We start from the raw sequence: 12,008 nt of genomic DNA, 5'->3' as shown, positions 1-12,008 counted from the left end.
CACCACTTAGCTAAAGCTTGAAGTGGGAGAATTCTCTCAAATTAAGTTAAAATTTATTTGAGATTTAGTTTAAATTAAATAGAAAATAAGGCTAAGAATTAAAATTCTTAGCCTTATTTTTATTTGTTATTTTTAAGTTTTTTGTCCATATAGAAGTATATAGGGAAACCTATAAGTGTTATAACAACTCCAGATAGAGCTATTATACTTGATTGAATTCCTGACATAAATAATTGGTTTATTACAACAAATAATCCACCAAGAATAGCGATAATAGGTATTACAGGATATCCTATAACTTTGTAAGGTCTGTTCATTTCAGGTCTTTGTTTTCTAAGTTTAAATACTCCTATAAATATAAGGGAGTAGAATATCCATATTGTGAATATTGTAAGGTTACTTAGTAGGTTAAATTGTCCACTAAGTGCATAAAGTATTCCAAGGATAGCCATAAGCCAAGTTGCATTAGCTGGAACGTTAGCTTTATTTAATTTAGAAAATGTTTTACTAAATGGAAGATAACCTGTTTTTGCTAGAGCAAAAGGAACTCTAGGTGCAGTAAGTGTGTAACCATTAAGTGTTCCAAATATAGATACTAATATTCCAATATCTATTATTTTAGCTCCCATATCTCCAAATAATTTTTGGGCAACTATAGATGCTGGTGTAGCACTAGCTGCAATTTCACTTGCTGGGACTACCATTACAAATACTACGTTGATTATAACGTAAACTGCCATAACAAGCATTAATCCACCAATAATTGCTTTTGGTAAGTCCTTGCTAGGATTTTTCATTTCTCCTGCAATATTTCCAACATAAATCCAACCATCATAAGCAAATAAACTTGCTACAAGAACTTGCCCAAGAGCAGTTGTAAAGTTTATGTTATGCCCAATCATTGGAGTCATTATATTACCTGTACTTGGATGTTTAAAAAGTCCAACTATTATTATTAGAGCGATAGGGATAAGTTTTCCAATAGTTGATACTATTTGAATAAGCCCACTAGTTTTTGAACCAATTAAGTTTACTAGTACAAGTAGAAGAATAACACCGATTGCTATTGGTATTTTTAAGTGAGGCATGTCTAAAAGTTCACATGCTTGTTCTGAAAATAATATTGCAAGCGCAGCAATAACTGCTGGGAAGTAAAGTATTGTTTGCATCCATGCTGTAAGGTATGATAATTTTTGACCATAGATTTCTCTCATGTAAATCATCATTCCACCAGTTTCAGGGAAAGCTGCTGATATTTCTGTAGCTGTAAGTCCTGCTGCGATTGTTATGATACCACCAAGTATCCAAGCTATTATACCAAGACCAGGTGCACCTCCAGTTGATTGGAATATAGCTTGAGGTTTGAAGAATACTCCCGACCCTATAACTAGTCCAATAACTGTGGAAAAGGCTGCCCAAAAGCTAACCGTCTTCTTTAGTTCATTATGTCCCATTAATTTTCCTCCTAAGTTGAATATGTAATTGTTTGATATTTAAAATAAATCCTAACTACAATTATTAAAGTGCGAATAATCTTCTATAAATATAATTTGGTTTTAAATTATAAGAATTATGTATATAAATATTATTACATAATTTAAGAAAAGATACTTTACAAATTTGTAAAGCATCTTTTTAAAAATCATGGTATATTTAGGGATTTCATTTTATAGTTATATATTTGTATTCACATGTATAGGTAAATTGGGTATAATTGAGAAAGACCACTAATTTAGACTAGGGGGTAGCACGCGAGATGAAAATAACAGGTAGAGTATTAATATCTCTTATAGCAATAGTTATAATTGATTTAATTTATTCTTTCTATTTAGGAATTACGATAGAAGAAAAGATAGGTGCAGCAGTAATACTACTAATATTACCAATAGTGTCTGGGATAGTATTTATAGCTAGAAAAACATTCCAAAGAAAAGTTATATTAATTGTACTTTTAGTTTTAACTATAATAATGATTTTATTGGAACTTACAATACTTGCTTTTACAGGTACTTTTGACCAGTTAAATGATGTTTATAGTTATAAAGCACTTGGAGTTATAGCACTAACATTTAGTCCACTTATAGCTTCATATGTATGGCTAGCTTATATGCAATTTAATGAGATAAAAGGAAAATATCAAGGAAGACAGAGATATCTATTTTAGGTATCCGTCTTCTTTTTTTTCTGTAAATATAGTAATCTTACAAAATTGAAAGGTTACTGAAATGTAAATCGATATGTGCAAGTGGATATCTAGGATATACTAATGTCATAGACAAACAAGAGCAATTTTAAAAAGTAACGAGGGAGATATGAAAATGGAGAAAATTTTAGAAGTTAAAAATATAGAAAAATATTATGGTAATAAGGACAGTCTTACAAAGGCTATTGATAATATAAGTTTTAAGGTTGAAAAGGGTGAGTTTGTTGGTATTATGGGACCATCTGGGTCTGGTAAAACAACACTTTTAAATTGTATTGCAACGATTGATAGGGTTTCAGCTGGAAGTATAACTATTAATGAAAGTGAAATAACAGGACTTAAAGGAAAGAAACTTGAAAAGTTCAGAAGAGATGAACTTGGTTTTATATTTCAGGATTTTAATCTTCTTGATACGCTAACAGCTTATGAGAATATTGCACTAGCACTTACTATTCAAGGTAGAAAGCCTATGGAGATTAATAGACTTGTAAATGAGGGAGCAAAAAAACTTAACATAAAAGATATTTTAGCAAAGTATCCATATGAGATGTCAGGAGGTCAAAAACAAAGAGTTGCATCAGTTAGGGCAATTGTAACAGAGCCGAGTTTAATCCTTGCAGATGAGCCTACAGGAGCATTAGATTCTAAGTCAGCATCACAACTTTTAACATCATTTGAAAAACTTAATGAGGAATTACAATCTACTATACTAATGGTTACACATGATGCTTTTACTGCGAGTTATGCAGATAGAATTTTATTTATTAAAGACGGAAAGATGTTCAATGAATTAATCAAAGGCAATGATACTAGAAAAGAATTCTTTAATAGAATTATGGAAGTAGTGACACTTTTAGGGGGGGACGCTGATGTACTTTAATATAGCAAAAAATAATATTAAAAAGAGTTTTAAAGATTACACAATCTACTTTTTGACATTAAGCTTTGCTGTATGTGTATTTTATGCTTTTAACTCAATTGGTTCACAAAGTGCTATGACTACCTTGAATGAAAGTCAAAAGGAATATATGGAACTAATGAACAATGTAACTAATATACTTTCAATTTTTGTATCAATAATACTTGGAGCACTTATAATTTATGCAAATAACTTCTTAATTAAAAGAAGAAAAAAAGAACTTGGAATTTATATGACACTTGGTATGGGAAAAGGTAAAATATCGAGAATATTAGTGTTAGAAACTTTAATAGTTGGGGCTATATCATTAATAGTAGGTCTAATAGTAGGTCTTATTATATCTCAAGGATTATCTGTTTTAACAGCAAAGCTATTTGGTGGAATAATCTCTAAAATGGGATTTATAATTTCATATAGTGCTATAGGTAAAACTATTTTATATTTTGGGATTATTTTTGTACTTGTTATGATATTTAACACAGTCATAATTTCAAAATATAAATTAATTGATTTGCTTACAGCTGTAAAAAAGAATGAAAAAATTAAGATTAAAAATCCTGTTTTATTATTTATTATATTTATTATAGGAGCAGTAATTTTAGCTAGTGGATATGTAATAATTCTTAAAGATGGATTAACTAAAATGGCAATATTATGGGTGGCTATAGGCCTTGGAACAATTGGAACATTCCTATTTTTCTATGGACTTGCTGGATTTATGGTTATAGTTAGTCAAAATAATAAAAATAGATATCTTAGAGGGTTAAATATATTTGTTACAAAGCAAATGAATAATAAAATCAATACAAGTTTTGTATCAATGGCTCTAATTTCACTTATGTTATTTGTAACGATTTCGGCTTTATCCACAGGTGTAAGTCTTAAAAATGCTATGAGTGAATCTATTAAAAACAATACACCATTTGATGTTTCAACAACAGTATATACAGATGAAAATTCAACTGTAACACTAACTCAAGCGATAGATGAACTAAATAAAATTTATCCGAATTATAGTACAGAGTTTAAAAGTGCAGTATTTACAAGTTATAGGTATAACACTCCTGTAAGCATAAAAAGTAAAGCAGGAATGAATACTCAGAAATATACAAATTATATGACAATTGATGATTATAATAATTATTTAAAATTATTAGGAAAAGCACCTATCACATTAAATGAAAATAGTGTTTTATTAGTGGGGGCTAAGAGTAAAACAAATAAGGGTATAAACAAAATTTTAGCTTCAAAAGCAAAATTGGAATTTAACGATAAAGAGTATGATATACAAAATTTAGAGTTAATCAATGATTCTTTAGAGAACTCTCCGGTGGCAAGTTCTGTTATTACAATTATATATCCAGAAAATTTTGTATCAAGTAATTTTAAATGGTCAGGTAAATCAATTATCGTCAATGCTAATGCCGATAATAAATTTAATTCAAAAAAAGTACAAGAGAGTTTATCACAAAAAGCACATAAATATGAAAAAGAGTATAACAGTACATCCAATAATGCAAATTCACCAATCTATTTTGTATCTACAAGAGGAAGTATTATTGCAGATAGTCAGGGAATCTCTACAATAATTCTTTATATAGCTATCTATATAGGTGTAATATTCCTTTTAACATCATCAGCTGTAATAGCACTTCAACAACTTGTTGAGGCTAGTGATAGTAAAGAGAGATATGATGTTTTAAGAAAAATAGGTGCTACTAATAGTATGATAAATAAAGCTATTTTAAAGCAGGTTGTAATAGCATTTATGCTACCACTAATACTTGCAATAGTTGATTCTATAGTGGCTATAAAAGTAGTTTCAAGTTTTGTTGAAACCTTTGGAAAGTCAGGGATAGTAGGTGCATCTCTTATGACGGGGGGAGTTATCATTGTTATATATGGTGGTTATATGATGGCAACTTACTTTGGATTTAAAAACACAGTTCGGGAAAATAAATAATACTAAAAATAATGAAAATTTAATTTTATAAAATAAATTTATTGTCTAATTTATTTATAGGTAGCGTATCTTGATTGATACGCTATTTTTTTTATGTATATTTTTTTAGTTTTATATAACACTAAATTAAGATACTAAAGAAGAAGTGAGGATGGATTTTTATGAAATTTACAAAGATTGATATTGATGAATGTTATGCTTATTTGATTGTTACACAAGAAGATAAAGCTATTTTAATTGACCCAAAACTTGATTATGCAGAGTATTATTTGCATATTTTAGAGGAGAAAAAGTTAGAACTTGAAATGGTTATAGATACACATTTACATGCAGACCATTTAAGTGCAGGGGCTTACCTTAAAGAAGAAACTGGTGCTACTTATGGAATGTATGAAAATAGCCCTTGTGCATCTATAGATAGAAAGTTTTATGATAATGAAGAGTTTAAGATAGATAATTTGAATTTTAGAATTATCTATACACCAGGTCATACTGATAATAGCATGTGTGTGATTTGTGAGGATAAAATATTTACAGGAGATTTCTTATTTTTAGATGGTAGTGGAAGGGATGATTTACCTACAGGTGATTGTGAAGCTCATTTTTATACTTTAGATAGACTTCGAGGACTTGAAGATTTTTATGTAGTTTGCCCAACTCATAATTATGGTGCAAATGAACTTTCAAGTTTACATCAAGTTAGAAAGGAAAATCCAATTTTAAATTGTAAAAGTTTAGATGAGTTTAAAAAGTTAACTAAGCCAGAGCGTGAAGCAGAGGAGTGGATACATGATGTTATTAAATTTAATAATGAGGGGAATAAAGATATTAATTCTATCAAGATTCCAAAAAGGGAAGCTATTTGCCAAAAAGGACAGGGGGAGAAAGGGTCTCTTGATAATGTGGCGTTTGTAACTAAGTATGAGATTAATGAATTACTTGGGTGTAAGAATCAACCTGTTATTTTAGATGTTAGAGAAAAAACAGAGTTTTATGATATAAAACCAATAGATGGGTCTATTTTTATTAATATAAAAGAACTTCCAAGTAGTTTAGATAAACTACAAGAATATAAAGGAAGAACATTTATTACTGTTTGCAAAAGTGGAGCAAGAGCAACTAAGGCTGCTAAAATGCTTCAAGGAGCAGAACTTGGAAAAGTGTTTGTACTAAAAGGTGGAATACAAGAGTACAGAAAATAAAAAATAAAGTGCATCTATTACTAATAGGATAATAGGTGTATTTTTCTAAATTTAAAGGAAAAAAGTTATAGATAGTATAAGTGACACAATTCTACCTTTTTCTTAGTGTAGAATATCCTTGTTCAAGATAAATGAAAAGGGGATATTATATGAAAAAAGGAGTAAAAATATTAATTATACTAGCAGGTGTTATTGTAGTTGGAATTATAAGTTTTTTATTAAGTGATTTTAGTAAAGCAACACCAACTGTAGTACCAGAACCAATTTTGGGGAGTACTTCAGTAATACAAAAAGTTGTACATAAAAAAGGAACTAATAATGAATCTGAATATATTAATTCTGTATTACCAGTAGTTCAAAAAAATATGAATTATAAGTCGCAAAATAAATTTATGTCGGTAAAAAAAGAAACTAATGTTTATGATGATGCTAATAATACTTCTAAAAAAATAGGCAGTGTAGGGGCATCAGAGAGGGTTATGTTTAAGAATAAAGATGGAGTTTTTACTAAGATAGGGTATTCATCAGCAGGAGGAATGAAACTTGGTTATGTGGCAAGTAGTGATTTAGAGATAGCAAAGATAATTCCAAATGATTTTAATAATTTAGTAGTACCAAGTAATGTGAAAAAGGTACAGTATGGAAAAAGTGGAATGGGAAGACCTTTATATTATTATAAGATAGGTAATGGAAGTAAGCATATCCTTATGAATTTTGCGATACATGGATATGAAGATTCATGGGCGCAAGATGGTTATGTTTTAACTCAAATGGGTGAGTATGTTATTAAAAACTTATCTGCAAGAGATTTAAAAGATGGAGGACTAAATGGATGGACAGTTTATATAATTCCATCAGCAAATCCTGATGGGCTTTTAAATGGTTACACTAATGAAGGACCAGGTAGAGCGCAAGTTTCAGAAGGAATTGATATAAACAGAGATTTTAGTGGTCCAGGCTTTGAAGAAACTTCAACTTCAAGAAATAAAACAGAAGCGAAGCCTTTTTCAGCACCAGAAACAAGAGCACTTGCAAAACTTGTGAGAACTCTTATAAAAAATAATCCAAACTTAATTTTAACAGATACACATGGATGGCTTAATTTTACAAAAGGTAATGCTAGTGTAGCAGAGTATTTTGATAAAGAATTTAATTTAAAAAATCAAGTTATTCATAGATATTTTGGTGGATATTTAGTAGGGTATGCAAGAATGGAGGGTGCAAGAGAAGTTTTAATTGAGCTTCCTAATCCAGAGTCACCAAAGGGTGCAGTTACAAAACAGTATAATGAAAAAATGTTATCAGCAGTTAATAATCTTTTAGATAATTACTCATTTTAAATAAAAAAAGAGCTTCAGACTAGCTATTGTCTGAAGCTCTTTACTATTTTAAAACTATTTTATCTAATCAAAAATCAAAAAATCTTTTCTATCTTAAAGAGTTGAAAGATCAGCAGCTGGTCCAAACATTTCGTAGTTGATTGAATCATCTGCAACATCCATACCTTTTAATGTGTTGAATACATGCTTCATGAATCCTAAAGGTCCACAGAAGTAGAATTCTCCATTTTTAGGCAGGTTTGCTTCTAACCATTCTTTTGTAGCAAATCCTTCTACATCATAGTCAACACCGATTTTTTCATCAGCTGTTGGGTTAGAGTAGAATACTGCTGTTTTAAGGTTTGAGTTTGCATCAGCAAGAGCCTTTAACTCATTTTTAAATGTGTGAGCTGTTGAATTTAATACAGCTTGTACAAATATTACTTCTCTTTTTTCTTCAAGAGCTTTGTAAAGCATTGACATAACTGGAGTAACTCCAATTCCACCACTTAATAATACTAAAGGTTGTTTTTTATCTTCTTTTAAGAAGAATTCTCCAAGTGGACTTGTTAATTCTACAACATCGCCAACATTTACATTATCGTGCATGTATCTTGAGATTTTACCTTGGTCTTCTCTCTTGATGCTTAATCTGTAGAAATCTTCACCTGGTTTCATTGATAAGCTGTATTGTCTTACTTCTTCAGTAAGTTCTCCTTCTTTAACAGGTTTAACTGATAAGAATTGTCCAGCTTTGTGAGTCTTAACAGCTGCACCAGCTAATGGTTTGAAGTAGAATGAAGTAACGACATCATTTTCTTTTACTTTTTTAGTTAATTCAAAGTTATGGTAGTCGAAATCATTTCCTTCTTCAGCTGAGAAGTATCTTTCTAATAATCCTGAGAAAGCTTTTCCGTGTCTAGCTTCATCTTTACACATTTCATGAACTGTATCATGTATTGCATCAAGGTTTAATTGTTTAGCAAGTGTAGCTAAATCTTTCTTACCTTGGCATGCACCATGTTCTGCATTAACTCTAGCTTGTAGGTTAGCTTTTGTATCAGCTTCTACAACTTCACCAAGCATTTCTGCAAATTTAGCAGCGTGCTCAGCTTCTTCGAAAGCTATTCTTGTATATGATCTAGCAACTTCTGGGAATCCTTCTCTATCAGCTTGTCTAGCCATAGCAAGGTACATTCCAACTTCAGTACATTCTCCCATAAAGTTAGCTTGTAAGCCTTCTATTATTCTTGAATCAACACCTTTAGCAACACCAATTCTGTGTTCATCAGCGAATACTAAGTTATCTGATTGCTCGATAAATTTATCAGCGCCTACTTTACAAAGTGGGCATATTTCTGGGGCATTTTCACCTTCGTGGATATATCCACATACTGTACAAACAAATTTTTTCATAATTTAAATCTCCTAAACAAACGTATATTTCTAAGCTAAAACAATATAGCTCTGTTATCTATGTTTCTATTATATAACACAAATAATGAATTGTAAAGAATAATAACTATTACTTAACAAAATAATTTTTAAAATAGGTAAAAGAAAAGAAATATCTTATATATAAAACAAATAAAATGTTCCTTTTTTCTTGTAACATCAAGTCGAACCATAGTGAATGGATTTTGATATATATATTAAGGAAGCCGTTTACTGAGTCTGGGTCTACGCAGTATCTTTTTTTATAGCGCCTTGCATATATTCTATATTGCCACAGACTGTTGCAATTCCAAGAGTATCAAGTTTTAAATTTTGTTTTATAAATTTATAGAATTAAATTTACAAAAATGTGTAGTTTAAATTTATAGAAATGGAAAAGTAATATAAAAAGTAACAAAATGATGTTGAATTTCAATAAATATGTCTTTTTTATTAGATTGAAAATAGGTTAATAGGTATATATAATCATAGTTATATTAATGAGATTATAATAAGACAAGGAGGGCATATGAAGACAATAATATCAATGATTATTGGAGGGGCTATAGTTTTAGGGTTATTTCTAGGAGTAACATCTAGTAATAGTTTTGTTTTAGATAGTCAAACTGTATTAAAAAGCCCAAAAGTTAATTTAGTAAAAGATAAGCATATTTTTAATTTTGATAATAATAGCAATAATGTGAATGTTTCTACAAGTACAAATAAACAAGATGGTTCAAATAGTTTAAATAATACAATGAGCCAATTTAATTACCTAATACAAAATGAAGGAATGTTATATGGAGTAGTAGCGAATGGGGCAAAAATTATAATTCCTTGTTCAGAGGGTAAGGTGATAAATGGACAACTTGTTGTTCCAGAGTATTATACAAGCATGCCATGGGAAAAATTTACTGATTATATAAGTTCTAATGGTGATGGATCTTTTACAATTTATGAATATTATAATGGTAAGCAAACAGGTGAATTTAATGTAAATGAAAAGGGAAACAATTTAGTTGGAGAGTTTATTCATACTGTAAATAATGCAAAGAGTAAAGTTATCTTTAGCAATGTGAAGAGTTTTGATGAGTCAGGACAACTTTCAAGAAAGCCTTTTTATATAGGGGTTATAGGAGAAACAGCAGTTACATTAACAAATGAGTTTGATGGCACATATACAGAGTATTATCATGGTGATAAACATTTATTTGATATTAAAAAAGAAACTAGCAGTTCTAATAGCAATTATAATATTCAATTAAATGAGTATTATAATGGAAAGTTAACTGGTGAGTATTTATTAAATGATATTGGTAATGACACTTATACAGGGATTTTTATTAAAGCCCCACAAAGTGCTAATCCAATAAAAAGTACAGTTGGTTTAACAGGGAGCAAATCTCCTTTTAGTATTTAGTTGAATAGATGTATTAAAAGCTACTATAAATTATAGTGGCTTTTTTAGCTATATAGTTATTTAAATAATACTATTGGATATATATAGGATATTTATTATAATTTTGAGATATTGACTTAAAAAGTACAATAAATTTATTTATAAAAGCATTTTAGTAATTTTAAGAAAGTAATTATTTGTATTTTGTATTATAATGCTTAATTTTCTTAAATTGAAAGTTACTATTCATAGGATTATGATTACTACATAAGGACAGGTTAAACTTATAATAGTAGGAGTGATTCATATGGAAAAAATAGAAAAAATAAGTCAAACAGGTAATACAGGCGTAATAAGAATAAATGCAGAAAAAGGTGATGTTTTTACAGTTGCAGAAGGAAGCTTTCTTTCAATGACTGATACATTTGATGTTGTTCTAAAAAAACACAGAGACCTTAAAAAAACTTTAGAAAAAGCTATATCAGGTCATAAAGTATTTTTAGAAGAGTATACAGCAATAGAAGATGGAACTTTAATATTAACAGATACTAAACTTGGTGATGTTTTAGTTTTAAATCTTGATAGTGAAAAAGAATATATTTTAGAGCAAAAAGAGTTTATGGCTTCATATGGACAGATAGAATATGAGGTTGAAGGTGGAAGAATTACAAATTTATTTGCTGGTGAGGGTTTATTTAGATTAAATGTAAAAGGGTCTGGAATTCTTTGTTTATCAGCTTATGGTTTACTTCTAGAGCAAGAGATTAAAGAAAATGAATCTTTAATTATAGATATGGATCATATAATTATAAGAGAAAAACAATTAGGTTATGAAATTGTTGATGTAGAGAGTAAAAAAACAATATTAGAAGGTGAAGGAAGAGCAGCTAAGGTTACAGGCCCAGGTAAGGTTTGGTACCAAGCTAAAACTTATAGTGCTTATATGAGCAATCCAGAACTTTAGAATTTGATTTTTTGAGATATTATATAAAAATAAAAGAGGTTATCTTAGAGTAGAATATTAAATTCTACTTTAAGTTAGCCTCTTTTGTATTTTACATAGAAATATTTATTTTTACATAGTTCTATGAAGATGACCGATAATAAATATTCCAAAGTTTAAGACATAATATATAAGTACTACACTTATGCCTAAAAATGTATATTGCATTTTTTCACCTAGATTACTTTTCAATCTATCTTGATTTTCAACGTCATTATCATCTCTAGCTCTTGAAAATTCTATGTTTGTTGTTATTAAATCGGCAAAAGCTAAAATTAATAATGCTATTATAACTAATACAGTTTGTGTAACTGGATTAAGTGATGGCATAGAAAAAATCTCCCCTCTGATAATAGTTAGTAAGTATATTATATCATTAAATTTACAAATATAAGGGATAATTTATAAGATAAAAAATGAAAAAATAAAATAAAGTTTAGAAAAAATATATAACTTAATAGTTAATTTATAAAAATGGCTTATTTAAAGGTTTTAACGTTGATAAAATATAGTGAAATTTAATTATTGTTTTATATAAAATTATACCTGTTTTTAAAAATTGAAAG

Annotated in this window: 9 protein-coding genes and 2 pseudogenes; 7 read left to right on the top strand and 4 right to left on the bottom strand. The window is 29.1% G+C overall.

The window, feature by feature from the left end:
* Positions 1–119 precede the first annotated feature (119 nt).
* On the bottom strand, positions 120–1,454 hold the full coding sequence (locus tag Q0V24_RS02955) for an amino acid permease (RefSeq protein ID WP_297518598.1): 1,335 nt from the start codon (positions 1,452–1,454) through the stop codon (positions 120–122).
* Between the two features lie 302 nt (positions 1,455–1,756).
* On the opposite strand from Q0V24_RS02955, the gene Q0V24_RS02950 reads away from it, so the two are divergent.
* From Q0V24_RS02950 to Q0V24_RS02930, 5 genes are all read left to right on the top strand, one after another.
* Positions 1,757–2,164, top strand: coding sequence for a hypothetical protein (locus Q0V24_RS02950; protein WP_297518596.1), 408 nt, complete (start codon positions 1,757–1,759; stop codon positions 2,162–2,164).
* Positions 2,165–2,318: 154 nt separating this feature from the next.
* A complete protein-coding gene (locus Q0V24_RS02945) occupies positions 2,319–3,083 on the top strand; it encodes an ABC transporter ATP-binding protein (RefSeq protein ID WP_297518594.1) in 765 nt (254 codons plus the stop codon).
* On the top strand, positions 3,073–5,085 hold the full coding sequence (locus Q0V24_RS02940) for an ABC transporter permease (protein WP_297518591.1): 2,013 nt from the start codon (positions 3,073–3,075) through the stop codon (positions 5,083–5,085). The genes Q0V24_RS02945 and Q0V24_RS02940 overlap by 11 nt, the downstream gene beginning before the upstream one ends.
* Before the next feature lie 161 nt (positions 5,086–5,246).
* On the top strand, positions 5,247–6,287 hold the full coding sequence (locus Q0V24_RS02935) for an MBL fold metallo-hydrolase (RefSeq protein WP_297518589.1): 1,041 nt from the start codon (positions 5,247–5,249) through the stop codon (positions 6,285–6,287).
* Between the two features lie 149 nt (positions 6,288–6,436).
* Positions 6,437–7,627, top strand: coding sequence for a M14 family zinc carboxypeptidase (locus tag Q0V24_RS02930; RefSeq protein WP_297518588.1), 1,191 nt, complete (start codon positions 6,437–6,439; stop codon positions 7,625–7,627).
* 93 nt (positions 7,628–7,720) lie between these two features.
* On the opposite strand, the pseudogene Q0V24_RS02925 reads toward Q0V24_RS02930, so the two are convergent.
* Positions 7,721–8,437, bottom strand: a pseudogene (locus Q0V24_RS02925) (FAD-binding oxidoreductase); the annotation flags it as partial.
* 45 nt (positions 8,438–8,482) lie between these two features.
* Positions 8,483–9,022, bottom strand: a pseudogene (locus Q0V24_RS02920) (NADH peroxidase); the annotation flags it as partial.
* 547 nt (positions 9,023–9,569) lie between these two features.
* On the opposite strand from Q0V24_RS02920, the gene Q0V24_RS02915 reads away from it, so the two are divergent.
* Together Q0V24_RS02915 and Q0V24_RS02910 are read left to right on the top strand one after the other, a co-directional pair.
* The gene (locus tag Q0V24_RS02915) at positions 9,570–10,460 is read left to right on the top strand and encodes a hypothetical protein (protein WP_297518587.1); all 891 of its coding nucleotides are present in this window, start codon (positions 9,570–9,572) and stop codon (positions 10,458–10,460) included.
* A gap of 286 nt (positions 10,461–10,746) precedes the next feature.
* On the top strand, positions 10,747–11,403 hold the full coding sequence (locus Q0V24_RS02910) for a TIGR00266 family protein (protein ID WP_297518586.1): 657 nt from the start codon (positions 10,747–10,749) through the stop codon (positions 11,401–11,403).
* A gap of 111 nt (positions 11,404–11,514) precedes the next feature.
* On the opposite strand, the gene Q0V24_RS02905 is transcribed toward Q0V24_RS02910, so the two are convergent.
* Positions 11,515–11,772 (bottom strand): hypothetical protein, encoded by a 258-nt coding sequence (locus tag Q0V24_RS02905; protein WP_297518585.1) that lies wholly within the window; start codon positions 11,770–11,772, stop codon positions 11,515–11,517.
* Between the last annotated feature and the right edge of the window lie 236 nt (positions 11,773–12,008).

The organism is uncultured Clostridium sp. (genome assembly GCF_947039605.1).
Lineage (GTDB): Bacteria > Bacillota > Clostridia > Clostridiales > Clostridiaceae > Sarcina.
The sequence above is the reverse complement of the archived record's forward strand: the minus strand, read 5'-3'. Positions and strand labels throughout refer to the sequence as shown.

Bases quoted from the DNA above. Each gene is read 5' to 3' on its own strand.
- Q0V24_RS02955 (WP_297518598.1), bottom strand. From the start codon at position 1,454: ATGGGACATAATGAACTAAAGAAGACGGTTAGCTTTTGGGCAGCCTTT.
- Q0V24_RS02950 (WP_297518596.1), top strand. From the start codon at position 1,757: ATGAAAATAACAGGTAGAGTATTAATATCTCTTATAGCAATAGTTATA.
- Q0V24_RS02945 (WP_297518594.1), top strand. From the start codon at position 2,319: ATGGAGAAAATTTTAGAAGTTAAAAATATAGAAAAATATTATGGTAAT.
- Q0V24_RS02940 (WP_297518591.1), top strand. From the start codon at position 3,073: ATGTACTTTAATATAGCAAAAAATAATATTAAAAAGAGTTTTAAAGAT.
- Q0V24_RS02935 (WP_297518589.1), top strand. From the start codon at position 5,247: ATGAAATTTACAAAGATTGATATTGATGAATGTTATGCTTATTTGATT.
- Q0V24_RS02930 (WP_297518588.1), top strand. From the start codon at position 6,437: ATGAAAAAAGGAGTAAAAATATTAATTATACTAGCAGGTGTTATTGTA.
- Q0V24_RS02915 (WP_297518587.1), top strand. From the start codon at position 9,570: ATGAAGACAATAATATCAATGATTATTGGAGGGGCTATAGTTTTAGGG.
- Q0V24_RS02910 (WP_297518586.1), top strand. From the start codon at position 10,747: ATGGAAAAAATAGAAAAAATAAGTCAAACAGGTAATACAGGCGTAATA.
- Q0V24_RS02905 (WP_297518585.1), bottom strand. From the start codon at position 11,772: ATGCCATCACTTAATCCAGTTACACAAACTGTATTAGTTATAATAGCA.